The sequence below is a fragment of the Marinobacter orientalis genome (assembly GCF_004792665.1).
Taxonomy (GTDB): Bacteria; Pseudomonadota; Gammaproteobacteria; order Pseudomonadales; family Oleiphilaceae; genus Marinobacter; species Marinobacter orientalis.
In genome coordinates this window covers 214,174-237,546 of sequence record NZ_SRZX01000001.1, presented here as the reverse complement: position 1 = coordinate 237,546, position 23,373 = coordinate 214,174, and the positions used below count along the sequence as shown (strand labels likewise).

The 23,373-nt window shown below is 56.3% G+C and carries 28 protein-coding genes and 1 pseudogene; 14 read left to right on the top strand and 15 right to left on the bottom strand.

Annotation, left to right across the window (positions count from 1 at the left end; translation table 11 throughout):
• Nucleotides 1-60: 60 nt before the first annotated feature.
• The 5 genes and pseudogenes from DIT72_RS01240 to DIT72_RS18385 form a co-directional block, all read right to left on the bottom strand.
• Complete coding sequence (locus tag DIT72_RS01240) at nt 61-819, bottom strand: DUF2914 domain-containing protein (RefSeq protein ID WP_206081037.1); 759 nt, start codon at nt 817-819, stop codon at nt 61-63.
• Between the two features lie 303 nt (nt 820-1,122).
• A pseudogene (locus DIT72_RS01235) lies at nt 1,123-1,320 on the bottom strand (enolase C-terminal domain-like protein); the annotation flags it as partial.
• A gap of 66 nt (nt 1,321-1,386) precedes the next feature.
• Nucleotides 1,387-1,722, bottom strand: a complete 336-nt coding sequence (locus tag DIT72_RS01230; RefSeq protein ID WP_135953382.1) for a type II toxin-antitoxin system RelE/ParE family toxin — start codon at nt 1,720-1,722, stop codon at nt 1,387-1,389.
• Between the two features lie 5 nt (nt 1,723-1,727).
• Nucleotides 1,728-2,015 carry a type II toxin-antitoxin system ParD family antitoxin gene (locus tag DIT72_RS01225; RefSeq protein ID WP_135953381.1) on the bottom strand — a complete coding sequence of 96 codons (288 nt, stop codon included), beginning with the start codon at nt 2,013-2,015 and terminating at the stop codon, nt 1,728-1,730.
• Between the two features lie 57 nt (nt 2,016-2,072).
• Nucleotides 2,073-2,459: a nucleoside 2-deoxyribosyltransferase gene (locus DIT72_RS18385; RefSeq protein ID WP_228260705.1), complete on the bottom strand. Its 387-nt coding sequence runs from the start codon at nt 2,457-2,459 to the stop codon at nt 2,073-2,075.
• Here DIT72_RS18385 and bcp point away from each other — a divergent pair.
• From bcp to DIT72_RS01195, 4 genes are all read left to right on the top strand, one after another.
• Nucleotides 2,397-2,852, top strand: coding sequence for a thioredoxin-dependent thiol peroxidase (bcp, locus tag DIT72_RS01215; protein ID WP_135953380.1), 456 nt, complete (start codon nt 2,397-2,399; stop codon nt 2,850-2,852). The two genes, DIT72_RS18385 and bcp, sit on opposite strands and share 63 nt — an antisense overlap.
• Nucleotides 2,853-2,955: 103 nt before the next feature.
• On the top strand, nt 2,956-3,312 hold the full coding sequence (locus tag DIT72_RS01210; RefSeq protein ID WP_228260704.1) for a hypothetical protein: 357 nt from the start codon (nt 2,956-2,958) through the stop codon (nt 3,310-3,312).
• A 30-nt stretch (nt 3,313-3,342) separates the two neighbouring features.
• Nucleotides 3,343-4,173: a substrate-binding periplasmic protein gene (locus tag DIT72_RS01205; protein WP_135953379.1), complete on the top strand. Its 831-nt coding sequence runs from the start codon at nt 3,343-3,345 to the stop codon at nt 4,171-4,173.
• A 318-nt stretch (nt 4,174-4,491) separates the two neighbouring features.
• Nucleotides 4,492-4,932 carry a DUF4174 domain-containing protein gene (locus DIT72_RS01195; protein WP_135953378.1) on the top strand — a complete coding sequence of 147 codons (441 nt, stop codon included), beginning with the start codon at nt 4,492-4,494 and terminating at the stop codon, nt 4,930-4,932.
• 58 nt (nt 4,933-4,990) lie between these two features.
• Here the strand turns inward: DIT72_RS01195 and DIT72_RS01190 are convergent, their stop codons facing one another.
• Together DIT72_RS01190 and DIT72_RS01185 are read right to left on the bottom strand one after the other, a co-directional pair.
• On the bottom strand, nt 4,991-5,671 hold the full coding sequence (locus tag DIT72_RS01190) for an arginine N-succinyltransferase (protein ID WP_135953377.1): 681 nt from the start codon (nt 5,669-5,671) through the stop codon (nt 4,991-4,993).
• A gap of 194 nt (nt 5,672-5,865) precedes the next feature.
• A complete protein-coding gene (locus tag DIT72_RS01185; protein ID WP_135953376.1) occupies nt 5,866-6,297 on the bottom strand; it encodes a tautomerase family protein in 432 nt (143 codons plus the stop codon).
• Between the two features lie 148 nt (nt 6,298-6,445).
• Here DIT72_RS01185 and DIT72_RS01180 point away from each other — a divergent pair, with 148 nt between their 5' ends.
• The 7 genes from DIT72_RS01180 (at nt 6,446) to DIT72_RS01150 (ending at nt 11,088) form a co-directional block, all read left to right on the top strand.
• On the top strand, nt 6,446-6,901 hold the full coding sequence (locus tag DIT72_RS01180; RefSeq protein ID WP_135953375.1) for a metallophosphoesterase family protein: 456 nt from the start codon (nt 6,446-6,448) through the stop codon (nt 6,899-6,901).
• A 46-nt stretch (nt 6,902-6,947) separates the two neighbouring features.
• Nucleotides 6,948-8,048, top strand: a complete 1,101-nt coding sequence (gene rho / locus DIT72_RS01175) for a transcription termination factor Rho (protein ID WP_228260703.1) — start codon at nt 6,948-6,950, stop codon at nt 8,046-8,048.
• Nucleotides 8,049-8,151: 103 nt separating this feature from the next.
• Nucleotides 8,152-8,931, top strand: coding sequence for a hypothetical protein (locus DIT72_RS01170; RefSeq protein WP_135953374.1), 780 nt, complete (start codon nt 8,152-8,154; stop codon nt 8,929-8,931).
• A gap of 135 nt (nt 8,932-9,066) precedes the next feature.
• Nucleotides 9,067-9,357, top strand: a complete 291-nt coding sequence (locus DIT72_RS01165; RefSeq protein WP_135953373.1) for a hypothetical protein — start codon at nt 9,067-9,069, stop codon at nt 9,355-9,357.
• 94 nt (nt 9,358-9,451) lie between these two features.
• Nucleotides 9,452-9,712, top strand: coding sequence for a hypothetical protein (locus DIT72_RS01160; RefSeq protein WP_135953372.1), 261 nt, complete (start codon nt 9,452-9,454; stop codon nt 9,710-9,712).
• Between the two features lie 33 nt (nt 9,713-9,745).
• A complete protein-coding gene (locus DIT72_RS01155; protein ID WP_135953371.1) occupies nt 9,746-10,666 on the top strand; it encodes a M14 family metallopeptidase in 921 nt (306 codons plus the stop codon).
• Nucleotides 10,667-10,758: 92 nt separating this feature from the next.
• Entirely contained in the window at nt 10,759-11,088 is a 330-nt protein-coding gene (locus tag DIT72_RS01150; RefSeq protein ID WP_135953370.1) for a thioredoxin family protein, read from the top strand.
• A 26-nt stretch (nt 11,089-11,114) separates the two neighbouring features.
• Here the strand turns inward: DIT72_RS01150 and DIT72_RS01145 are convergent, their stop codons facing one another.
• Nucleotides 11,115-11,444, bottom strand: coding sequence for an MOSC domain-containing protein (locus tag DIT72_RS01145; RefSeq protein ID WP_228260702.1), 330 nt, complete (start codon nt 11,442-11,444; stop codon nt 11,115-11,117).
• Nucleotides 11,437-11,982: a nucleoside 2-deoxyribosyltransferase gene (locus DIT72_RS01140; protein ID WP_135953369.1), complete on the bottom strand. Its 546-nt coding sequence runs from the start codon at nt 11,980-11,982 to the stop codon at nt 11,437-11,439. The genes DIT72_RS01145 and DIT72_RS01140 overlap by 8 nt, the downstream gene beginning before the upstream one ends.
• Nucleotides 11,983-12,223: 241 nt before the next feature.
• Between DIT72_RS01140 and DIT72_RS01135 the strand changes: the two genes are divergently transcribed.
• Nucleotides 12,224-12,547: a hypothetical protein gene (locus DIT72_RS01135; RefSeq protein WP_135953368.1), complete on the top strand. Its 324-nt coding sequence runs from the start codon at nt 12,224-12,226 to the stop codon at nt 12,545-12,547.
• Between the two features lie 36 nt (nt 12,548-12,583).
• Here DIT72_RS01135 and DIT72_RS01130 read toward each other — a convergent pair whose 3' ends face one another.
• The 6 genes from DIT72_RS01130 to ttrB all read right to left on the bottom strand — a co-directional run bounded on the left by DIT72_RS01130 (nt 12,584) and on the right by ttrB (nt 19,861).
• Nucleotides 12,584-13,033 carry an NYN domain-containing protein gene (locus tag DIT72_RS01130; protein WP_265937487.1) on the bottom strand — a complete coding sequence of 150 codons (450 nt, stop codon included), beginning with the start codon at nt 13,031-13,033 and terminating at the stop codon, nt 12,584-12,586.
• A 32-nt stretch (nt 13,034-13,065) separates the two neighbouring features.
• Nucleotides 13,066-13,560: a c-type cytochrome gene (locus tag DIT72_RS01125; protein ID WP_228260701.1), complete on the bottom strand. Its 495-nt coding sequence runs from the start codon at nt 13,558-13,560 to the stop codon at nt 13,066-13,068.
• 69 nt (nt 13,561-13,629) lie between these two features.
• Complete coding sequence (locus tag DIT72_RS01120; protein ID WP_168354997.1) at nt 13,630-14,766, bottom strand: porin; 1,137 nt, start codon at nt 14,764-14,766, stop codon at nt 13,630-13,632.
• A 107-nt stretch (nt 14,767-14,873) separates the two neighbouring features.
• Nucleotides 14,874-17,963, bottom strand: a complete 3,090-nt coding sequence (locus DIT72_RS01115) for a molybdopterin dinucleotide binding domain-containing protein (protein WP_135953366.1) — start codon at nt 17,961-17,963, stop codon at nt 14,874-14,876.
• Nucleotides 17,964-17,982: 19 nt separating this feature from the next.
• Nucleotides 17,983-19,101 (bottom strand): NrfD/PsrC family molybdoenzyme membrane anchor subunit, encoded by a 1,119-nt coding sequence (gene nrfD, locus DIT72_RS01110; RefSeq protein WP_135953365.1) that lies wholly within the window; start codon nt 19,099-19,101, stop codon nt 17,983-17,985.
• Complete coding sequence (ttrB, locus tag DIT72_RS01105) at nt 19,082-19,861, bottom strand: tetrathionate reductase subunit TtrB (protein ID WP_135953364.1); 780 nt, start codon at nt 19,859-19,861, stop codon at nt 19,082-19,084. Before ttrB ends, nrfD begins: the two co-directional genes overlap by 20 nt.
• Nucleotides 19,862-20,564: 703 nt before the next feature.
• On the opposite strand from ttrB, the gene DIT72_RS01100 reads away from it, so the two are divergent.
• Nucleotides 20,565-22,403: a copper resistance system multicopper oxidase gene (locus DIT72_RS01100; RefSeq protein ID WP_135953363.1), complete on the top strand. Its 1,839-nt coding sequence runs from the start codon at nt 20,565-20,567 to the stop codon at nt 22,401-22,403.
• Nucleotides 22,390-23,310, top strand: a complete 921-nt coding sequence (locus DIT72_RS01095) for a copper resistance protein B (protein WP_168354996.1) — start codon at nt 22,390-22,392, stop codon at nt 23,308-23,310. The genes DIT72_RS01100 and DIT72_RS01095 overlap by 14 nt, the downstream gene beginning before the upstream one ends.
• Nucleotides 23,311-23,373: the final 63 nt, after the last annotated feature.

The window sequence follows — 23,373 nt, the reverse complement described above, 5'->3', positions numbered from 1 at the left end:
GACGTGGAAAACCGCGACAGACTTATTTTTGCTTGGGCTGAGGGACGAGCCCCACGAAGCTTATTGAGGGAGGACGGAAAACGCCCCCTTGGCCAAAAGCTCGCCTTCCTCTGTCACCACCTCAACTCGCCAGTCTCCCAACATGTGCCGGTCGATATACTTGGCTGAGGATGCGCGCATGGGGTCGACCGACGGCCTGATTTCCACCCGTGCAACCCGTTCGTCCTCCAGATACCAGTCGTGGAAGTGCAGCTGGCCTTCCATGCCCTGGATTTCGGTAAACAGGTAAATTCGAATCAGTCCGTCACTGTCCATCCTTAAAACGTTCGGGATTTCGTCGATTGGCTCTTTTTCTTCCAGGCCGGTACTCAATTGCGCCCGGATTAAGTGATCAGAAAGTAGCTTGATGGACGTAGCATCTTCCGGAGACGGTTCGGATTCTTCTGCAGTCGGCGCCGGACGGGAGGCGGGTTCTGCACTGGATTCACTCGACGCGGTTTCCGAGGCAGTTTCGGACATCGAGGCAGGCGGCTCGGCAGCTTCTGCCTGAACTGAATTTGTCTGGTCTGGCATGGGAGGGGGTGCGCCAACTTCCGGTTTTTCTCGTGCTGCGGTCTTCGGTAACTGGATAGATAAAGGCTCGGACGCGGGCTGGTCGATAAATACCGACGGGAGAGAAGGCGCCTCAACGCTCTGATTCTCTACCAGCGCTTCCTTTTGTTCCCCGGTGCCAAAGATCTCAAAGGCTCCCCATATTATGCCCCCCACCACCAGAAATAATGCGAAGAGAGCAGCGAAGATGCGCCCCCAAAGATACACAACAGTTCCTTGGGGTTCTACGGGCTCGGGTAGGCGGGAGGACTGAGCTGAAAAAGGTCGCTCTTTCGGTATCGCTGTTTTCACTGGTTGTTCTTCCTTGAAACGGGCAAAGGATGATTAGAAGGTGTACAACAGCTTCACATCGCGGGTTGCGAAGGTGTTAGACGAAAAAAAGGGAGCAACTTGCCAGCACGGAAGACAAAATTATTAAAAAGACAATATAGCAAACTGGTGGAAATACGAGGTTACGGTGCCGTTAATTCACTCTCGGCATCAAAACCTGGACAGGTTCATTTCTCAGTCTTACTCGTAGACATCCCGCAAGGAAAGTAAGGTAAAGTCTGGCACAACGCCGAGCCCGGGTCGATCACTGAGCCACATTCGGCCGTCCGCCACTTCCGGGGCACCCGTGGCAAGCTGCACTGTGTTGTAGTTGTGCAAATCAGTGGTATTCAGCAAGGCTCTGGGTGATGTGCTGGCGGCGAGGTGTGCATAGGCAGCCGTCGCTAGAAAACCGGGACAGACTTATTTATTCTGCTGGCAACCAGTAATCAGATAGTTTGACGGTCAGAGGTGCGCCTCAGGATCCATCCTTTGGTGCAAGACCCGAAAAATGATAATGGACTGATTGTGCGTATCCTTTTCCATCCTAAGATAAAACTGATGGGGTGAAGCTTTGCCTTCCCTTGCAAGCGGATAGGTAGCGATCCCGGACCGAATGTCAGACCTGTGTTTTAGGAGTGGCGCGAGGTTTCCGGCTTCTTCAAGCTCTCTAATCGGCCTTTCGATTTGCTCGGTATATCGTTTCAGTTGCAGTGTGCCGAATTCCTCAAGGGTGGTTTCGAGAATATCGTCGAGATCGGCTAGAGCAGCATCCGTGAGAATAACCTTCCATGGTTTCATCGTAATCAGGTATCCCGTTTCTTCCTGATGGCTTGCTCCGCACGCTTAGAGAGGTAGGTAGCGAACTCGTCACCGGTGAGTGTTCTGGTTCTGCCAGCCTCCAGGTCTTTCTGGCCCGCATCGATGGCGGCTCTTAGGTCATTCATTTTGGTGACGTAGCGGGACTCGGCTTCCTCGACCATTCTCAGGCCGGCTCGAAGTACCTCGCTCGCATTTTGATAACGGCCCGAGGCAACCAGGTGATCGACAATCTGGGATTGATGGTCAGTAAGTACAATGTTTCTCGTTGCCATTAGAGTGATCCTGTCGGAATTGCATTGGCATAATATGCCAATGCGTGAATTTCCTGTCTAGGGGATGCGGTGACTCTGATGGTTAACCACCTCAAAGACAGTGCCCGGGTCCGCACTGATGCCTCGAAAGGGAGTCAGGTTGGCAATGATGGCATCGCAGCTGTCCATCAGTTCGCGGCTGGCCCGGTAGATTCGTTTTGGTTTTGTCATGGGTGCCTCTGAAAGCTGAAGAATTGCAGGATAGCATCCGGTATTTTTGGGGTAGGACGGATGACGTGGGTTCGGCAGGCCGGTGAGACAAGCCCTCCAGGCAGATTTTACTCTTAACTCGTACCGGATTCGTATATCGTTAGCCTGAGATTTTGTAAGGAGGAAAACCCTATGAGCTGGGAAGGCAAAAGCGCACCCGATTTCACTCTGCAAGATCAGGAAGGTAAAGAACACTCTCTGTCGGATTATCAGGGACAGAAAGTCCTGCTCTATTTTTACCCACGTGACGACACGCCTGGCTGTACCATCGAGGCTCAGCAATTCCGGGACCGGCTGGACGAACTCCGCAGTCATGGTGTGCAGGTGCTGGGTGTGAGCCGGGATACGGTTCGCTCACACGAGAAGTTCGCCCGAAAAGAGTCGTTGAACTTCCCGATTCTGGCGGACCCCGAAGAAGTGGTGGTCAACCAGTACGAAGTGCTCAGACAGAAAAACATGTACGGTAAACAGGTGATGTCCGTGAACCGGGAGTCATTCCTAATTGATGAAAAGGGAGTGATTCTGCGCCATTACGGCAAGGTCAAACCGGCACAGCATGTGCAGGAAATATTGGATGACCTGACATAAAAAGAAGCTGCATCAGGAGGATGTAGTTGCTCTGGTTGCCAAATCAAACAGAAAACCGGGACAGATCTATTTTTTGAAGGATTTAACGGCATGGAATTGGCGAATGGCATCAACTGGATGTTCACGTGGCACCCAGATAACAAGCGCAGCGACAGGCCTTATTATGCATTTGGATAAAGCAAAAAAGCGCATTGCAAAGCAGGTTAAGAAGGGCTTTCATGGCTATCCGTTGGTGTCGCTGGAGTACTTTGGTAAAGCGAACTTTGGTAAAGCGCCGGATTCAGCCACCGAGGTCGTTGTTTCATTTACTGAGGAAGAGGGCGCCGATCCCCAGAAGCAAACGTTTGTAAGTGGCGGTGATGCCCGGGAGGATGAAACGATTCAATCCACCCTCGTGAAAATTATTGAGCGGGCGGATGCCAAAACGGTGACCGAGATCGACGGCATTTCCACGCTATAATTAAAGCTGACGTGTTAGCGAGATGAAGACTTGTTCATGCAAGCAAAGAGCTCCTCAGAGGTAACCTTGGCGAATAAGCATCTTCTGGAAGGATTTGCGGCGTCGTTTTGCCTCGCGTTCCTGGTTGTATTCCTTGCTTTGCCTGGTGTCTCGATGGGCAGCCGCAATCTGACATTCGCGTTCAGCGAAAAATCACCGCCTTACAGTTCCTCGCTTGACGAGAAAGCTGTCGGGCTGTTTCCGGATTTGGTGCAGCTGACGTTCAGTTTTATCCCCGGCTATGCCACGGAAAATGTGGTGGTGCCCTGGTCCAGGGCACAGTACAACATCAGACAGGGCCTTACCGATGGCCTTCTCACGTATCCGTCGGAGAAGCGAGAGGAATACGCCATCTTTTCAGCCAGGCCACTCTTCACTCAGGACTTTGGCCATCTGGTTTACTCGACTGATAACCCCAACATAGGCCTGATCGAATCGGCTACCAGCTTTGCTGACTTGTCCAGTCTGACGGTGATCGTTGAGAAGGGCTCCCAATGGGAAGAGGACAATATTCCCGACTATCTGGAACGTGTGCCGGGCCGGGACACGAAAGCGATGATGCATCTTCTTATGCTACGGGAGGCCGGAGATTTTTTGGTGCAGCCGGCTGAAGACGCCCGATTCATTGCTCGAGAACTTGGCTATTCGAAGAAGCTGAAAGTTCGCAAGGTTGATTTTATTCCGAATTCCAGGATCCCTTTCCACATTGGCGTTTCGCGGAAGCTTCCGTCCGCTATGGATGTGATCAATCAGGTTGATGCGGCCATGCAGAATCCCGAATTCCAGTCACAACTGAACACTTTGATCGAAAGTTATCGATAACGCGGCGAGAACCAAAACCGGGACAGATTTATTTTCCGGCTTCTCCTGTACCTCGAGGCCAATTTGAGCCCCTATTAACCGGCTTTGTAGTTCGGTTAACATCGACCGTTCAATGCACAGAACGGATTCTGTGCTTAAAAAGCAAGGAGACGCTGATGCCCAGACAGGCCAGGGTGATTGTGCCCGGTTTTCCCCATCATATTGTTCAACGCGGTCATAATCGCCAGCCGGTTCTCACGATCCCTGGTGGCCGTTCGGATGATCAACTGAGCACAAAATCTCGTATTTTCTTGAGCGGACGATTACGGGAACAAAAAAATGAGTTTCAATTTTGTCGCCACCAGAAGGCAAACCATCCTGACGGTGGTACTTTCGCTTATTACGCTGACTACTCTCGGGGCTGACATGAACAGACTGAGCGACTATCAGTGGAAAAACCGACTCATTCTGGTGCAGGCAGCAAATGAGAATGGCGGTGAGATTGAAACGCTCAAGAGTGCCCGGGCCGCAGTTGATGACCGTGATATTGTCTGGTTTGTGAACACTGGGTCGGACGTGGTTTCAAATCAGAAACCTCTTTCGGGCAGCCTCGAGAGCGACGTCAAGACTCTGCTTGAAGAGTCCCGTTCGGATGCCCGGGTGCTGTTGATAGGCAAAGACGGCGGTATCAAAAGCCGGGAGTCCAGTCTCGACCTTGGTGCTATTTTCCGCCGTATCGACGCCATGCCGATGCGCATTCGCGAGATGCGCACCAATTGAAGCAGCAGTAGCGACTGGAAAAATAGATCTGTCCCGGTTTTCTGATCAGTGCCAGGGCCTATTCCTTGAGCCGGACGAGTAACCGCCCCTCCTCGACCTGGATATAATCCACACCTGCTGCAAAGGATTGCCAGAATCCCGGGTTGGCACCGAACTCGTTGACGAGGTCCACATTCTTGAGGTTGCCCAGCCAGGCATTCGGAATGGGGACGCCCATTAGGCTGACACCCCTTAACTTAACCAGGGGGCGACCGTTGGCAAAGGAGAGTTCTACTCCGGCATTTACTCGTAGGGTTCTGCCACCGAGTAAAGGGAAACCCTCTTCGAGAGGCACTAGAAGCACGGCGCTCAGGAGATCATCCGAAAGGTCGACGGCGAGTCTCTGAGCCAGATCGGTGTTATTGGCCAGCATACCGTTGAGTTCCCGCTCGCTGAAGCGTACCTCCCGGCTGGCGCCGTCTTCACTGTAGGGCTCCGGCTGCAACGGGCGGCCAGATTCGGCGCCCTGGGTATCGATACCCAGAGTATTCAGTTTAGTGTTGAGTGAATCCTGTTCACTGGCATTAAGAGTTACGGGTTCGAAGTGCTCAGGAAACACGTAGTGGCTTAACCACCAGTAACCAACGCCGATGGTGGCAACGAGGGTGAGCAGGACGATGCCAAAGACCTGCAAACCACTGAAGCCCCTCTTTGCGGGCGGCGGCGCTGATGCTCTTTTATCCTCGATGGACTCACTCATTCCCAATGTTACCTGGTTGCAGTCTGAATTCTCTGCCACGCTTCTCGAATCCGCGGCTTCCATGCGATCCACCAGCCGGCTTACAGTGATGGGGCAAGAACGCGGATGTGGCGTTGTCTAGTACCCCTTTTCTCACGCCCCTTTCTACTGAGCTATCAAGCACTAGTGTAACTACTGTCAGTGCCCGCGTCCGGTTATTTAGGCAACCTGGACCTCTTTTCTGGAGTCATTTCCCGCACCCACTCAGCTTCATCTCCCGGCGCTGGCAGAAACCGGCCAAACTCGATCATCTGAGTGGCTGGAATGTCCTGCAGGTAGATCCACACCTCCTCAGCAGTGATGCCCGCAATTCGGGCTATCTCTTCAAGCATCTGGCTCATCAGGGCCTGCTTGACCCCGGTACTGCGCCCTTGTCGTACCAGGCCGTGCACATATACCTGGGGCGCCTGGTTCACGCTGCCGCCTACAAAGTGCTCGCCCTCATTGGCAGAAGAAAACAAAACCTGGGCAAAAAAACGGGGCGCGCCGGTTTGCGTGTTGTGGGCCGTTGTTATGGCCTCCGCTATCTGTGATTTCTGCTGCTGCGATAGAGATAGGTTCGCGACCGTGACGGTATAAGTGGGCATGAGGAAATCCTACCGGGAGTGACATGTATTTACCTGTTGTGGCCGATCTTGAGAATCAGGTGGTCTTGTTTCACTATAGCAACGCTTGCCTGCATGGCCACGCGCACGGGCTGTGTGGGCGTCATTGAGGATTAGAAGGGGCGTAAGCATGCAAATCGGAGTGATCGCAGACACCCACAGCAAAATGCGTCCCGAAGCCCTGGAGGTTTTGAAAGGCTCGGATCTGATCCTTCATGCCGGTGACGTGGGTCGGGACGAGGTTCTGGAAGCGCTGGAAGCGATCGCCCCCCTGGTTGCGATCCGTGGCAATATCGACAAAACAGGCCGCGCATCGACTCTTCCCGATGTTCAGGATCTGGAATTCCCAGGCCACGCTTTTTACATGCTCCACGACGCCAAAACTCTCGACATCAATCCGCAAGGCTGTTACCGCGTGGTCATCGCCGGACATTCCCACAAGCCCCGTAATGAGTGGATTGGCGATGTGCTTTATTTCAATCCAGGTGGCGCCGGGCCCCGGCGCTTTACTCTGCCGATCACGGTGGGGCGGCTGCAGGTGAGCGAAGACGGTGTGGTTGGTGAGATTATTGAACTGCAGGTTTGATCAGTTGGGAAAACCGTGACTGGGAAAACCGGGACAGACTTATTTTGTGCACACTGGTTTTTGCCTTGGGCTGGCTTTGTCGAAAATGGTCTTCGGCAATCTGTCAGGGCTTCTGTTTTTGGCATTATCAGCCCATTTCGAAAAATATCTATCAAACAAGAGCTATCAAACACCCATGACGAGAAAGACATTAGGTTTAACCCGGAAACCAAACAAAAGCACTAAACCAGTGGCTGAGGAAGCCGAAGCTATGGTTGAGGTTGAGGCTGATCCACAAAAACGTTTTTTAAACGGTGTGGCTATCAATCCAATGCCGGGGATTCGTTTGGAGTCAGGTTCAGAAAAACTCACGGTGCGTGCGATGGATTTGATCACGCCGATTGGAATGGGGCAGCGAGGTTTGATAGTGGCACAGCCGGGGTCTGGAAAATCGACGATTTTAAAAGATATTTGCCAGGCGGTGGGAAAGGCGTATCCCGAGATTAAACTTTACGCGTTATTGATAGATGAGCGACCCGAAGAGGTCACTGATTTCAGGCGTAGCGTCCCCGCTGAGGTACACGCTTCTTCTTCGGATGAAAGCTATGCTCATCACGTTCGCGTTGCCGATGAGCTTCTTGATATCGCCCGCCGCCAAGCTGGCGAGGGTCACAACGTCATGATTGTGATTGATTCTCTCACCAGGCTTTCGCGCGTGCATAATGCGGAGCGAAAGAGCAGCGGTCGTACTATGTCTGGCGGGGTTGATGCTCGAGCGATGGAGATCCCGCGGAGGTTGTTTGGCTCTGCACGAAATATTGAGAATGGCGGCTCGCTTACCATTTTGGCAACCGTTCTGGTTGATACCGGCAGCCGTATGGACCAGGTTATATTTGAGGAATTCAAGGGCACGGGGAACATGGAGCTGGTTTTATCAAGAGACGTTGCGAATCAGCGAGTCTTCCCCGCGCTGGACATTTCGAAAAGCAGTACACGCCGTGAAGAGCTGCTGTTAGATCCGAAATATTCAGACAAGATAAGAGCGTTGCGCCGGGCGCTTGGCGGTCTCAAACCGCTAGAGGGCACAAGAAAGCTGGTTGAACTGCTTGAGAAGTACCCCACAAATGCCCAGCTTCTGAACAACATCCCCGGGACGCCCATCGATTGAATCCGCGTTTCCGGTCGCTGATCAGAAAGACCATTGATTTCTTCGAGAAGCGCGGCAAGCATCAACTTTTTACAAAGCCGAACCGGAAAGGATCGTTTTTTATATGGACAATTCCATCGTCAAGGTGGCCGACACATTCTGGAATATTCGCGGGTCGTTCAAGCTCGGGGGGCGTATTGATATCGGAACGCAGGCCTCCCTGGTACAGCTTGCCAGCGGCAACTTCGTGTTCCTCGACGCCTACGCTTTCGATGCTGATCAGCAGGACACGATCAACTCGATCATTGGCGGTTCCAGGGTAGAGGCCATTCTCAATGTACACCCTTTCCACACCGTTAATGTCGAGAGGATGCACGAGCTTTACCCCCATGCGAAACTCTACGGCACGGCCCGGCATCGTAACCGGTTCCCGCATTTACCCTGGGAATCCGAATGCACCGAGCACGATGCCCTTCATGAAAAGTACCGTGATGACCTGCAGTTTTCAGTGCCGCGGGGCGTTGAGTTCATTTCCGACAACGAAAACGTGCATTTCTCATCCGTGCTGGTGTTCCATCCCGACTCGGGTGCGATCCACGTGGACGATACCTTTGGGTACACAGAGCTGCCCGGTTGGCTCCCGGGGGTGGGGGCGAAAGGCCTTGTGAGTCTGCATCCCACGCTGCCGTTTGCGCTGGAAAAACGTGCCGGAGCGGCAAGGGAATTCCGGGAATGGGCACAGGCCCTGTTTTGCGACTGGGGAGCGGCAACAACGCTGTGTGCCGCGCATTCGGCACTGCTGCAGGTGAAGGCCGGTGGGTCATCCCTTCAAACACGACTCAAACGGGCGCTCATGCTCAATGAACCCATCCTGCGGGCCCATCAGATGCGGTATGGCAAATAAGGGTCGCTGTGAACTCCTATCCGATTCCGGCATTGATTTAAAAAGCTGCGTAAGGCGGACGCTACTGTCGTGGCGCTGCTTCCCTGGGCGTTATCGACACTCTAATCGAGACTGGCTCATGAGGAGCTGAATATTTTGGGAAGAAAAACTTTAGATCAGGTCCTGAATGATTACGATTTCATACTTGCTGAGGCAGCAATAGTTGAGCGCCTTCGTAAAAATGAAGATATTCGTCTCGACCCTCTGCTGGTTCATGCGCCATTAATCTATAGTCGCGAGGGCCGGTCTGCACTATCCGCGATCTATAGTGAATATCTGACCATCGCCAAGGATAGGGGGCTACCGATGCGCGACACCTCAATAGCTTGGTTGACACAAAATAACCGGAGAACGGATTCTGTGCCGAAAAAAGCAAGGAGTAGCTGATGCCCAGACAGGCCAGGGTGATTGTGCCCGGTGTTCGTCGAACCAACCGCAATTCCTCAACTGATGAAGCGCCTGGCTGGTCGGCAGACCTGTTTTGTTGGTAGGGGGGGCGCATTGCCATTGGCTGGATGAGCCCGACATCTTCCGGGCACTGGCAGGCAGTCACCAGATGAGGGTCGAGGCCTATCGGCAGTTCGTTGAGCAGGAAAATGATTCGCCGTCAGATGAATTGATTCGGGCGGCGATCAATAGCAACAAGCTGACCGGTGGCAGCAAGTTCGTGGATGAAATTGAAAACCGTATCGGTATTAGAGTTGAAGCTCGTAAGCCGCGAAGGCCGGCATCTGAGAAATAGATCTGTCCCGGTTTTGCTAAGGAGACAAGCGATATGAGCACCGCTTCAGCGGCCTATCCAATCGGTACGCCCGGCACTCCCTGGGGTGACGTGGAACGTGCTGAGTGGCTGTCACGGCAGTCCCGTCAACGCAGTTACGAGTCCGACGTATTGAGCGTGGTCGAGCGCCTGCGTTCGCGCTTCAACGTGCAAGAGTATGGCCGCCTGGAATACGGCCCGGACGTTTATCCGCTGATGGCAATCCGCAGCCGCGACTGGCGTGCCGATCGGCCGGTGGTGCTGATTACGGGCGGAGTGCATGGCTATGAAACAAGCGGTGTCCATGGTGCGCTGCAGTTCGTTGAACAACATGCAGCGGATTATGCCGGTCCTGTAAACCTGCTGGTCGCGCCTTGCGTCAGCCCCTGGGCTTACGAACGCATCCATCGCTGGAACGCGAACGCGATTGATCCAAACCGCTCGTTTCGTGGTGACGGCCAGGCCGGGGAATCGGCGGCGCTCATGCAACTGGTCGCTTCGATAGCTGAGCCAATACTGCTGCACATCGACCTGCACGAGACCACCGATACCGACGAAACCGAGTTCCGTCCGGCGCTTGCGGCCCGTGATGGCAAACCGTTTGAGCCGGGTGACATTCCGGACGGCTTCTACCTGGTGGATGACACGGAGAGCCCGCAGCCGGAATTCCAGCAGGCGTTGATCAACGCGGTGGAAAAGATCACCCATATCGCGCCGGCGGATGACAACGGCGAGATCCTCGGCTCACCGGCGGCAGCCCGGGGCGTTATTCAGTATCCGCTGGCGCAGCTTGGCCTTTGCACCAGCATGACCAACGCCCGCTACAGGACCACCACCGAGGTCTACCCGGACAGCAACAGAGTGACCCCCGGGCAATGCAACGCCGCGCAGGTTGCCGCGGTATGTGCGGCAATCGACTATGCGCTGTCCGGATAGGAAAACCGGGACGAAAACCGGGACAGGTTTATTTTCATTCCTTCCCCCCAGGCGCTGGAGATTAAACCGGTCATGCTTATCAGGATGTAACTGTGAAAAAAATCTGCTCAGAAGAGGCCTTATCGGAATTGCTTCAGTCCAGCCCTGCGGTGCTCCTCCTGTATGGGGGAGCGAGTTGCGGCGTCTGTCAGTCCATAAAACCCAGGCTGGAGAAGCTTGCCAGCGAAGAATTCCCAAAACTGGTAACCGCTTACATCGATTGCCAGGAAGCCGCCGGCCCGTTATGTGCGGCTCGCGGTATTTTTTCTCTGCCGGTTATTCAGCTGTGGTTTGAAGGGCAGCGATTCGCGGAATTCGCCAGGGTGTTCTCCATCGGTGATGTTCGTGCTGCGCTGGAGCGGCCTTATGGGCTTTTGACCTAACGGGAAAACCGGGACAGATTTATTTTCTATTGATTGCGACATCGCTTGCCTTTCAGGGCCAGCAGGTTGAGGCCAGACACCACAATGTTGCGCCGGAACACTTCGGGTGCGATGGCCTCCCGGTGCAGGCAGGAGGCGATGGCGTGCAGGTGCTCTTTCTGGATCAGGGTCACCTGCCGCTTGCTGGTCTCGCGGCCCTTGAAGCGGTCACCTTCCAGGCCTTTGCCGGGGGAGACCGCTACGCTGTCGAGCGCCTCCATGGCCTCACCACGGGCGGGGCGGATGCCAATCCATTCCACCCGGCCGGTCTGGGGGAGGGTGTCGAACAGGGTCTGAAGTGAAGTTTGTTCAGGCATCGGTCAGCGCCCGCACGCAGTGGCGGAACAGTTCCGCCGAGAAAAACCGGTGTTCGCCTGGCTGCTCTGCCACGAACAGCTGACCACCGGAATCGCTGATTCCGCCTTCGATCATCAGGTTGTCGCTCATCTCAAAGTCCTCAATGGTGTGGCCCAGTTTGTCCAGGCCGGTTGCGCCTGCCCGTTCCCGGTAGCGACGGCTGTCCAGGGTAAATCCGAAGGCGGGCTTGCCCTGGCCGATCATGTAGCCCACCTCAAAGACGGTGCCCGGGTCCGCGCTGATGCCGCGGAAGGGCGTCAGGTTGGCGATGATGGCACCGCAGTTGTCCATCAGTTCTCGGTTGGCCTGGTAGATCCGCTGCCCGCGCCCGGGTTTTGCTTCGTCGTCTGAAAATGCCAGCTCCGTGTCCAGCGGGTCCACACCCTCAAATCCGTATTCCCGCAGCAGGCGTTTTTTCTCGCCGATGATGGGCTGGTGTTCCGTGGCCGGGAAGAAGACTTCCGGGCCGGCGAGGTAGATCCGTTTTGGCTTTGCCATGGGTGCCTCTCAGAGCTGATAAAACTGCAGGATAGCATCCAGCCTTTTCGAGGTAGGGCGGAGAACGTCGATTTTGCAGGGAGCGGCCGATTTCTGGAGCAAGGCATTGTCGCAATCAGCGTGTAATCGCAAAACTGAGCAGCCACCGGCTGCGGTCAGCTTCCAGAAGAAACGTCAGGGTTATACTGTGTGGGATCTGTGTTTAACTGTCTCGTTCAGAAATCAGGAATGGTTGAATAAAATGTCAGAAGATCCCCTCAAGGCCCTGTCCGATATGGCCAGCGATGCGCATGCCCGCATTCAGGCGGCCCATGAGCATATCAACCCGGTGGTGGAAGTGCGTCGTGGCATGCGTGATGCCGGCATACCCGCAGACGTGATGACCATTGACTGCCTGCGAACCCACCGGCGCATTACGCTTATCCTGCATGATGAGCAGCCGGGCCTGTTGCTCTACCAGTTTGTGACCATGGAGGATGAGGTGGGTGACGATTTCAGACAGATGGCCCTCTCGGAGTTCGATTCTGCGAAGCTGTTCGACTGGATGCAGGATTATTTTGGCTGAGTGTTATGTGCGCGAAAACCGGGACAGATTTGTTCTCTATGGGCTCTTGACGTACAAAACGTTTTTATCCCGCATGCTGATCTCGAATAAGTCACTGGCCCGGATGAGGTCACTGAGTTTTTTGTAGCCGTAGTTCACCGGGGAGAAGGAGCTGTTGTTGGAAATGTACTGGCCAACCCGGCCAGGATGCGCCCAGCCATCGTCATCAGCCGTTTGTGCCACCGCGGTCCGCAGAGTTCGAACCAGAACCGTGTCTCCCCGCAGCTGGTTGCGATCCCACTTGGTTTCCTCGCTTGGTTCCGGGCGGCCGCCATTGACGGTTTCATCCGGTTGCTCGGGCTCCTCCCGCAGGTTCGCTGTGTAGGTGAACTGAGAACAGGCGTTAACGAACGGCATGGGTGTTTTTCGCTCGCCAAAGCCAAAGACGGGTAGTCCGGCCTCAAGAATGCGCATGACGAGTGGGGTGAAGTCGGAGTCGCTGGTCATCAGGGCAAATGCGTCGACGTTTCCGCTATGGCTCAGTGTGAATGTTCACCGAGCAGATAGTGAACCAGCGCATTCAAGCTTTCTTCCGACATTCGCCAACGAGGCATCGTATCGTGCAGTGGTTCACCATCGGGACCGATGCCGTTCACGATGGCGTTTTTAAGCGATGATTCGTCATAGGATGCATGGTCGTGGCCGTCATCGTGCTCGCTCTCTAATGCCCCACCAGTTAAAGCCGGGGCCACCACCCAGAATCGCGGCCACATGATTGCGCCGCCTTCCCTGTCAGCACCGTGGCAAGTGGCACAACTGCCACCATGCATCTGCATATGGTGGTGCCCACCAACAGGACGGATTTGCTCACCGGAGCTTGAAGTGCCGGTAAAATAGAGACGTTCCCCCTCACTGCTGAAGCTTGAGGGAGCATTCTCAACACCGTAGCGACCATGGTTGGCGTCCATGCATCCGGAAACTCCCACCGCGACAAAGGCAAGCACCAATACATTTTTAGTCCACTTGCGTTTCACTATTTCAGTTGCCTCCTTTGCCCCAGGAAATGCTTCGTGCTCAGGTTTATATCTTTACCGTCCTTAATATCAGAACCGGAGGCGGCTGCCAACCATTGCTATATTGACGTCGTCGTAGCTGCCCACATCACTCTCCAAAGAGAAGTTATTGAACGCGGCGTATACGTCCAGTCGTTTAATGGGCCTGTAAACGTAGGCCAGGCCGTAGACTTCGGCATCAGAGCCGGCAACGGTGAAACGGGTATCCGGCTGTCCCTCTTCTGCGGGCGGCGTAACAATGACCGGATTGAAATCCTTACCCTGCGCACGGTGAATGGTGAAAGAGTGCCTACCTGCCTTGTAGCCCACTTTGAACATATTGAAATCAGAATCACGGCCAGCGTCGTTCCCGATATTGGAATAAACCACCGTCATGTTGATACCGGTGCCATGGAGCCAGGATACGGAACCCCCAAGGGTGTCGACATCGCCTGCTGACCCACCCACATCCTTGGTGGAATAACCTATCGCCGCAGACAAGCGACCAAGCCCTTCGATAGCCTCGTTATAGGCAGCAGACACCTCGGTAATATCCATGTCGTTCTTGTAACCCTGGCTTACAGCCAGACTAACCGGACCGAGATCAGGACTATCGTAGCGAAAACGATCGTAGCGTGCGTCGAAATCCTGATTACGGATGGACTGGAACAGGGTTGGTCCAGTGGTTGCATCACCGCTCTTGTCTACAAACGGCAAAGCACCGCCCACCAGCGCCAGGTCCGGGAAGGAGGCAACCTTGGTACCAGACAGATCCATCTCCGTGGAATCATCTGCGGCACCGTGCCCCTGACCTATGGAAGCCCTGCCAAGACGACCCGCTGCAAACAGGTTGAGGTGTCGCTCGTCAAAACTGCCCTTGATCGTCCGGTTGTCAGGGGTGACCAGATTTGAGGGGTTGTGCTGATACTCAAACTCGATATGCGCACCAACCGTCAGATCAATCTCTTCAAGGTTGGTACTGATCACACCACCGACCCGGCTTGAGGCGTAATCATTATCGACGATGTACTGTTCGGAACCGTTACCGGTATCGGCGTGCATTACTGCCATGTTGATATGGCCATATACCCGCAGGTCCAGATCCGGAACTTCCACTTTCTGTGCCGTTACCGGCGTTGAGACCACGCCGGCCAGGGCGATATACAGCGCTAATTTCCTTTTTTTCATTTTGGTTCTCTCGACTAATGGAATATGGCGAATTTTCTGGTTGTCAAAGGTTGCGTGGACCGGGTTCCCGGCCTGTTCCATCAGGTCAGGGATAGCGCCGTGATCACTCAGCTCGCCTTTCCCACCCTTACCGGCAAGCCCTGCCGGATGGATGCGCCTGACACGTTCTCCAGCCAGGTTGCCGTGCCGTCACGGGTCGGGTCGGCAAAGCCCAGGTCGTTCAGGTTTACCCCGGCCCCAAGGAACTTGTGACCTGCGTGGAGCTCACCGTCGATGACATGGTCCGAGGCACCCAACTCGCGGTGACCGTAGCCATGTTCGATACCGATGGCGCCCCGCTGGACCCCCTGGCAGACCAGCGCCACACCGGTAACCGAGCCCCCCGGGCTTTCGATGGTGATGGTGTCACCATGGCCTACCCCGAACCGTTTGGCATCGTCATCGTGCAGCAATACCGGGTTGTAGGGCTTGATCATTCGCAAGCGCTCAAGACCGATCGCATACGGATTCATCAGGTTGGACTTGAAGGAGAACGCCAGCAGCGGCCATTGGGCCTGAGGGAAGTGCTCCCGCATCAGCGTTCCATTCCAGAACTTCGCTTCCTGGAAGCATGGGGTTCCGGTAAGCCGCTCGCCGGTGTAGCTGTCCCTGGTGGCGCCTACCTGCTCGTTATACACACATAGCGGCGTCTTCCAGCTGTGGGCCAGCTTGTCGCCCATGTAGGCGGCGCTGTGCTTCTCGAAGCGACCGCCTCGGGAATACAGGTGTGCCACTGGCCCCACTTCTTCCGGCTTGAGGTGTGCGTGTAGCCGGTCCATCAGGGGCTGAACACCGCCAGCAAGGATGTCTTCTTCGGAGGCAGCGGGTAAGGGCTCACCGCTGAGCGCAATATTTGCGCCAGCGCGAAGGTAATAGTCTTCCGCCCGGTTCAACGGGTAGGTGTTGCCCTCCCTGTCAGAGATGGCCCCTTCACCAAAGCCGGGCAGCCCCAGTCGCTTGGCTACGCCAATGAAGAACGTCTCCAGGCTGACCGGATCGCCGTCGGCGGTTTTCGCCTGCCGGGGCTCAACCACTGGCCAGCAGGCGGTGGTCATTTTGGTCAGGGTCCCGCTCCAGGCGCCAGTGAAACCCCATACTTCGTACATCACAGAATCCGGCACGATGTAGTCGGCGTAACGGTTGGTTTCGTTAATAAAGCCGTCAACGGCTATAAACAGACCAATCCGTTTCGGATCCTTCAGCTTGTTTTCGATCAGGGCAGTAAGACCGGCCTGACCATACAGCGGATTCGCCATGCAGCTGATCAGCGCCTTGGCCTGGTAAGGATAGCCCTCAAGGCCGGACATCAGGTGCTCGGTCAAAAGTGGAGGCGCCAGTGTGCGCCAGGGTGCCGGAGCCGGGTACGGGGATTGCCCATTGGCCACGTGACGCTTGTACTCAGCCGTCTTTTCGTAGGGGAACCGGGACCGGGACAGGAACACGCCCTTGGGTCCACGTTTGCCCGGGAAGTTGGCCAGATCGTACCGTGGGCCCGCGCCAGTACCGTTGAAGGAGCCGCCACCGAGGGCCATGCCGCCCTTCTGGTTAACGCTGCCCGCCAGCAGGTTGAGCATGTTGATACCAAAGGAAGCATAAAAGCCGGTACCGGACATCATGCCACCATGGGTATCGGCCACGGACTCACGGCCATGGGAGGCGAATTTCGCCGCCAGCTTGCGGATAGTGTCCGCGGGTATGCCACAGTTTTCGGCGTATTCCTCAATGGGATGGCTCTGGGCCTGTTCACGCAGTTTGAACAGGGAGCTTTTCACCAGAGTCTCACCATCAGAGGTTTCCACCACGGTTTCTACAAAGAGTTCAGCGCGCTCGAGAGCCTCGGCGCTCTCCAGGCTGCCCCCGGCAGAGAAGACTACGGGCGCATCATCGTCGGCTCCCGGTTCGGCACGGCCCACGTCCGACAGGCGCAGGAAACGACCCGCGTTGGGGTGTTCTTCGTTCTCGATCACCAGGTGGGTAGCGTTAGTGTGGACCGTTTCGCCGGCGGCCTGAGCCCCTTTTTGGTCAGGGATCGCCAGGTAGTCAGCCGCAAAGCCGTCGTTCTCCAGCATCCAGCGAATCAGGCCCATGGCCATGGCCGTGTCGGTGCCCGGTGTAATGGGAATCCAGCGGCTGCGGTCGCCGGCTGAGTGCGAAGCGGTCGCGTTCAGCGCCGGGTCAACCACCACATACTCCAGTTTGCCCGTGGCCCGGGCTTCCGCCAGCAGGCGGCCCTGCCGCTTGAACGGATTGCCGGCCTGGCTTGGTGCGGTGCCGATAAACAGCGCAAAGCGGGCATTGTTGTAGTCCGGCTTGGTGTGGGTATTGGTGGCCAGGTTGTCATACATGGCACCGGAGCCCATGCGGAAAGCCAGGCCACAGTAGGAGCCGTGGTGCCCGTAATTGCGGGTACCGAAGGCATTCATGGCGAACCGCTTCAGTACCGATGAACGGCCGTAGTCGGTAGCCTCCATTACCAGCAACTGGTTTGCCTTGGGGCCGAATTCCGGGTTTTCCGGGTCCAGCGGGGTGTCGTGATCGTAGAGATCCTTCAGCCCTTCCACGGCACCTTCACCAAACAGGTCGCCACCATTGACGACTTCGTCTAGCATCTGCTCGAAGGAAATGCTCTGCCACTGCTGGCCGCCCCGTGGGCCGACCCGCTTGAGAACTTCCGTAACCCGCTTCTCGCTGGTCAGTTGGGCCATGGCGGCGTTGCCGCGGGCACAGGCAGTGGAGCGGTTAAGCTGGCCCTGATCCTTGAAGCTGCTGAGTTTCTGCAACGCCTCCATAACCGGCGTCTGCTCGTCCAGGTGGTCGTCGGCAGACAGCGGGTGGTAGGGGTTGCCCGCGACCCTTAGCACCTGCCCGGTGTTGTTATCGATCCGGACCCGCACGCCACACTTGGTGGTGCAGCCATAGCAGACGGTGAAGGCAATGCGCTGGTCCGGGTTCAGGCTTACCTTACCGGTCGCCGGATCTACGGTGTACTCCGGTGCCAGGGAGTTGCCATGAATCCGATGGTTGGTGTCCTTGCCGGCGGTTCCGTTGACCAGGCCCTTGCCAATTTTTTCCAGGGGGCCGGAATAGCCGGCGGCAAAGGTAGCTACGCCACCCGCAGCTGCAGCGCCCTTCAGGAAATTACGGCGATTCTTGTCCATGGTAAAACTCCGGCGTCAATCAGTAGGTAGCGCTTCTGGCGTTGTTCACGTCACGCCAGGGCACCAGGATGTCAATAATCAGCAGCACCGCCAGCCACAGCCCGAAGGTGCCAATAATGCCCAGCAGGCCGTAGGACCCTGCTTCCACCGCCAGGTGGTAGTAACCAGCGGTGTTCTTGGCAACGGTCTGCACTTCCATCAGCACCAACCAGCGGAATGCCCAGCCCATATGAATGGCCAGCAGGCCGAGCAGCCAGGCCCAGCGTTGCCACCCTGGCGCCCGCAACATGGCAACCGTGGCGAGGAACAGCAGCACCCCGGCACTCAGTGCCCAGACCGCAATGGCCGTCCAGTCCGGATTGTGGCGCACAGATTCCAGTGCTGCCTGCACGGAGGGGCTGTAGCCGGTAATACCCTGGATAAACCAGGTGGCGGCAACCACGGCTGCAGCCAGAATAGCCACCAGGATCACTCTCAGCCCCTGGCGATAGACGTCTGAGTTGGCACCCGCCATCAGCCGGTTCAGCAGCATGACCAGGCCAGAGGCCGCGATCAGGCCGGTGAGCACGAACATGACCGGTAACCAGTGGGTATTCCACAATGGCCTCGAGGCAAGGATGGCAATCTCGGCACCGGTATAGACCATGATGCCGCAGGCAAAGAGCGCCGCCAGAACACCGAACACAATCACCGCCAGGCGCGGTGTCTGCCAGTTACCCAGGCACAGCAGCCGGGCGAGTTTCGCATCCCAGTCTTGCCCCTCCGCCCCCCGGGCCTTAAGCGCCGGGCGCCAGGCAAAGTAGCCGTAGAGAATGGTCAGCACTACATAAGGCGGCAACAGAAATGCGCCAATGGACATCCAGGACCAGGGAGCCGGGTTGGCGTAAAAGTGCCAGAAACGTGCCGGCTGGTGCAGATCTGCAAGCAGCGCCACCGGGCCCACCAGGGTGCAGGTAACGGCCACCAGCAATGCCAGCCGGGCCAGGGGCATGAACCGCTCACTGCGGAACACCAGCCCCGGCAGCGACAGCATCAGCGCGGAGTAGGAAATGGCGATCATGAAGAAGTACTGGACCGCCCAGGGATACCAGGCCAGTTCGTAGCGTGGTGTGAGTATTTCAGTGGCCAGCAAACTCATACCCTATCTCCTTGCCCTCACTGTTCCGGACATCCCAGATTGCGGGGTCCGCCAGCGGACGGGTGACAAAACGCTCGTCCATACCCAGGTAGAACACGTGGGGAGACGTGCCCTGTTCAGGCTTCAGTACCATCAGGTCGTCATGGTGTTCGGCCATCATCCGGCTGATCTGACTGTCCGGATCCCGGATATCACCGATAATCCGCGCACCGCCGACGCAGGATTCCACGCAGGCGGGCAGCAGCCCGACGTCGAGACGGTGGGCACAGAAGGTGCACTTGTCTGCGGTCTGCGTGTACTCGTTGATGAACCGCGCATCGTAGGGGCAGGCTTGAACACAGTAGGCACATCCGACGCAGGCCTCGTTGTCCACCACCACAATGCCGTCCTCGCGTTGGTAGGTGGCCTGTACGGGGCACACCGGCACACAGGGGGGTACCTCGCAGTGGTTGCACAGCCGGGGCAACATCATGGTAGCGATGTCCCCGGTGTCCTCGTTCTCCACCTCATATTGAGAAACAATGGTGCGGAAGCTGCCCAGGGGTGCTTCGTTCTCGATGTGGCACGATACGGTACAGGCCTGGCAGCCAATGCACTGACGCAGGTCGATCAACATGGCATAACGCTTCGAGCCGTCGCCCTCCCGCCTTGATGGCTGGGCGTTGATACCGGCATTGGCAAGGCTACTGAATGGCATCAGCGCTGCGCCTGCAGTCAGGCGTGCCATCTGCCCCAACAGCGTGCGGCGGGCAAAATCCATACTCCCTCCTGAGGGATCGTTCAACGGGATTCGTTGTCTATAATTAGCAGCCTAACATTATGGGTTGGATTGAAATTGATGCCCGTCAACTTTCCCCTGGTATGCCAGAGGCTTGGCCAAAATTGTTGTTTTATCGGAAATTTTTGGCGTAGCACACAGCCGGCAGGCCGTGAAAACCGGGACCGTGAAAACCGGGAGAGATTTATTTTTTCGGTCACCGAGCCGGTCCTGCCTGCAGACCACTATCCGTAGTATCAAGCCAGAAACCCTGGAGCTCGCGGATGGCGGCTAAGCCAGCCATGCAATGCACGCCCGTGGCCTGAATTTGGACTGATGGATAAAATGACGGCTATACTGGCTGAAAATGTATGTTTCTGGATGCACACTGGTTCGTTCCACCAAGACTGCCCCACCGGATATTCTGTGAACCCGGATTACAAAGTCTTCAGCTGTTGTTTTGTCAGTTCCGATTCAGCTGTCCATGTTGGAATGGAATTCTGAGAACTGGTGACCGCCATGACCTGAAGCCTGGTTCTGAGCGACCACTTCAGCCAGCCCGTGGTTACAGGTGTGTTGAGGCGGTGTAATTTTCAGACGAATATGATGCGCCACTCTGAAGGGAAGGTCCCGGTTGCAGGCAGCAACATCCATGGATTATGCGCAGGATCTCGCCGATCAGCTGCGCTTATAAAAGGAGGTTTCGATGACCGACAAATTACCGCCTTCCCGGCCAAAGGCTATAACGCGGCGTCAGTTTCTCGTAGCGACGAGTGCATCAGCCGCTGCCAGTTATATGTTGCTGAACCGGCCGGCCTGGGCCGTAACTTCAGACATGGCCCGGGCAGGCGATTTTGGTGAGCTCGATGCCACCGCTGGCGATGGCATCGATCTTTACCTGGAAAACCGTGACCTGCTGATCGGTGGCCAGCCCGGCCAGGCCATCGCCATCAACGGTTCGATCCCCGGCCCGGTTATCCGCATGACCGAAGGTAAGGACGCACTGATTCGCGTCCACAACCGGTTACCGGAAGCCACCTCTATTCATTGGCACGGCATCCTTCTCCCGTTCGACATGGACGGCGTGCCAGGTATCAGCTTTGCGGGTATCGCAGCAGGCGAAACCTTTACCTACCGGTTTCCCGTGCGGCAGAACGGTAGCTACTGGTACCACAGCCACTCGGGTTTCCAGGAGCAGCGTGGCCACTACGGTCAACTCATCATAGACCCCGCCAAGCCTGACCCGGTCGATTACGACGTTGAATATTCGGTTGTCCTGTCAGACTGGACGTTCGAAAACCCCCACACCGTATTTCGCAATCTCAAAACGATTGAGGGCTATTACAACTTTCAACGGCCAACGCTGGCGAACCTCGACGATCAGATGCAGGCCACGGGCATGACGCTGGGGGAGGTCATCGAGAAACGGCTGTCGTGGCAGAGGATGCGGATGGACCCGACGGACATTGCCGACGTTACCGGCGCTACCTACACCTTTCTCATGAACGGCAAAACGGCAGACGAAAACCCGACGTTTATTGCGGAGCCCGGCCAGCGGGTTCGTCTGCGGATCGTCAATGCCTCGGCGCAGACGTTTTACGATATCCGCATTCCAGGCGTGCCGATGACCGTGGTGCAGGCCGACGGACAGGATACCAAGCCTGTGGAAACCGATGAGTTCCGCATTGCTGTCGCCGAAACCTACGACGTCGTGGTAACCATGCCTGATGACAAGGCTTATACGCTTTTCGCCGAGGCTATGGACCGGAGTGGTTTCACTCGTGGGACGCTTGCACCGCGCGAAGACATGTCAGCCGCCATACCCGAACAGCGCCGCCGGCCCATGCTGACAATGGCCGATATGGGCATGATGATGAAGGGTGGCATGGAAGGCATGAAGGACATGAAAGGGATGGATCACGCCAGCATGGAAAAGCAAATGCCGCATCCCACAGGAGACGAATTGCCAACCGAAAATCTGGTCAATCGCATCGAGCATGGCCCGGACAAGCATGGCCCCTCCAGCATCACCATGGCCCAATCGGCGTACCGACGACTCGACTACCCCGGAGCGGGCCTCGGTGACGACGGTTGGCGCGTACTGACCTATAGCCAGCTCCGGGCACTGGAGCGTCCGCCCCTCCGTCGTCCGCCAACGCGGGAGTTCGATCTGCATCTGACCGGCAACATGCACAAGTTCATCTGGGGCTTCGATGGCAAGAAATGGTCGGAATCCGATGTGATCCGGTTCCAGTACGGTGAACGCCTGCGAATCAACATGATCAACGACACCATGATGAGCCATCCGATTCATTTGCATGGTATGTGGATGGACCTGTATGCCGGTGGCAACCTCGATACCAACCCCCGTAAACACACCGTCAACGTTCAGCCTTCCGAATTGCTGACCGTGGACATCACAGCCGATGCCCCCGGGCAGTGGGCTTTCCACTGCCATTTGCTTTACCACATGGAGGCGGGCATGTTCCGCACCGTCGCCGTGGTCCGTTCGCTGGAAGGAGGGTCAATCGATGCTGATGCCTAACGCTCGCCTCACCGCGACAATTGCTGCAACTTTTCTACTGTCCAGTCCAGCGCTTGGCCAGGATGAACCTGAGACGGCGGACATGCCGAGCACGGCTGACCGCCCCGATCACCAGGAATCGGCTCGGCAGCACGAAGGGACATCGCCTCCTGACCTTGAAATTCCGCCGCTGCCTGCAGGCATGACCCTGGACGAGGTGTTCGATTATGCCGATAGCGAGCCACCCGCGCATTTCCCCGACCCGGTGCCCGACGATCAGCTCTTTGCCTTCGTCCTTTTCGATCAGCTGGAATACCGCGTTACCGATGACGACCAGCCTGACCAGTTGGGTTGGGAGATCCAGGGATGGGCTGGCGGCGACCTCAACAGGTTCTGGTGGAAGACGGAAGGCGAATCGGTCTTCGACGGGCCCAACGAGGGCGAAAGCGAAACCGATCTGCTCTACTCCCGGCTGATCGCACCTTTCTGGAACGTGCAGACCGGCGTCCAGTATGCCAATGAGTGGAACCCTGATGAGTATGACGATCGCTGGTCATATGTGCTGGCCTTGCAAGGTATGGCTCCCTTCCAGTTCGAACTCGATCACTCGCTGTATGTTTCGGAAGATGGCGATGTAACATTTTCAGTTGAAGGAGAGTACGATCTTCGCATTACCCAGCGTCTCGTCTTTCAACCTCGTGCTGGACTTGCCTTTGCGGCCCAGGACATCCCTGAACGGAACATCGGATCCGGCATGACCGGGGCTGACCTCGACCTGCGTCTGCGCTATGAGGTCAAACGGGAATTCGCCCCCTACATCGGTGTTCGCTACCACTTTTTGACTGGCGAAACCGAAGACATCGCCGCTGCGGCCGGAGACAGGACGGAGCAGTGGTACGCCCTGGCGGGTTTCCGCTTTGCGTTTTGATTCTAGAAACGGCAGTTGGGGAAGGCTTTCATCCTGAACATTCAGCTATGCACGGCAATTTTG

Excerpts from the sequence above, each read along its gene's own strand:
- DIT72_RS01230 (WP_135953382.1), bottom strand. The coding sequence starts at position 1,722 with ATGAAACCATGGAAGGTTATTCTCACGGATGCTGCTCTAGCCGATCTC.
- DIT72_RS01225 (WP_135953381.1), bottom strand. The coding sequence starts at position 2,015 with ATGGCAACGAGAAACATTGTACTTACTGACCATCAATCCCAGATTGTC.
- bcp (WP_135953380.1), top strand. The coding sequence starts at position 2,397 with ATGAGCTGGGAAGGCAAAAGCGCACCCGATTTCACTCTGCAAGATCAG.
- DIT72_RS01210 (WP_228260704.1), top strand. The coding sequence starts at position 2,956 with ATGGCATCAACTGGATGTTCACGTGGCACCCAGATAACAAGCGCAGCG.
- DIT72_RS01195 (WP_135953378.1), top strand. The coding sequence starts at position 4,492 with ATGAGTTTCAATTTTGTCGCCACCAGAAGGCAAACCATCCTGACGGTG.
- DIT72_RS01190 (WP_135953377.1), bottom strand. The coding sequence starts at position 5,671 with ATGAGTGAGTCCATCGAGGATAAAAGAGCATCAGCGCCGCCGCCCGCA.
- DIT72_RS01185 (WP_135953376.1), bottom strand. The coding sequence starts at position 6,297 with ATGCCCACTTATACCGTCACGGTCGCGAACCTATCTCTATCGCAGCAG.
- DIT72_RS01180 (WP_135953375.1), top strand. The coding sequence starts at position 6,446 with ATGCAAATCGGAGTGATCGCAGACACCCACAGCAAAATGCGTCCCGAA.
- DIT72_RS01170 (WP_135953374.1), top strand. The coding sequence starts at position 8,152 with ATGGACAATTCCATCGTCAAGGTGGCCGACACATTCTGGAATATTCGC.
- DIT72_RS01155 (WP_135953371.1), top strand. The coding sequence starts at position 9,746 with ATGAGCACCGCTTCAGCGGCCTATCCAATCGGTACGCCCGGCACTCCC.
- DIT72_RS01145 (WP_228260702.1), bottom strand. The coding sequence starts at position 11,444 with ATGCCTGAACAAACTTCACTTCAGACCCTGTTCGACACCCTCCCCCAG.
- DIT72_RS01140 (WP_135953369.1), bottom strand. The coding sequence starts at position 11,982 with ATGGCAAAGCCAAAACGGATCTACCTCGCCGGCCCGGAAGTCTTCTTC.
- DIT72_RS01135 (WP_135953368.1), top strand. The coding sequence starts at position 12,224 with ATGTCAGAAGATCCCCTCAAGGCCCTGTCCGATATGGCCAGCGATGCG.
- DIT72_RS01130 (WP_265937487.1), bottom strand. The coding sequence starts at position 13,033 with ATGACCAGCGACTCCGACTTCACCCCACTCGTCATGCGCATTCTTGAG.
- DIT72_RS01120 (WP_168354997.1), bottom strand. The coding sequence starts at position 14,766 with ATGAAAAAAAGGAAATTAGCGCTGTATATCGCCCTGGCCGGCGTGGTC.
- DIT72_RS01115 (WP_135953366.1), bottom strand. The coding sequence starts at position 17,963 with ATGGACAAGAATCGCCGTAATTTCCTGAAGGGCGCTGCAGCTGCGGGT.
- nrfD (WP_135953365.1), bottom strand. The coding sequence starts at position 19,101 with ATGAGTTTGCTGGCCACTGAAATACTCACACCACGCTACGAACTGGCC.
- ttrB (WP_135953364.1), bottom strand. The coding sequence starts at position 19,861 with ATGGATTTTGCCCGCCGCACGCTGTTGGGGCAGATGGCACGCCTGACT.
- DIT72_RS01100 (WP_135953363.1), top strand. The coding sequence starts at position 20,565 with ATGACCGACAAATTACCGCCTTCCCGGCCAAAGGCTATAACGCGGCGT.
- DIT72_RS01095 (WP_168354996.1), top strand. The coding sequence starts at position 22,390 with ATGCTGATGCCTAACGCTCGCCTCACCGCGACAATTGCTGCAACTTTT.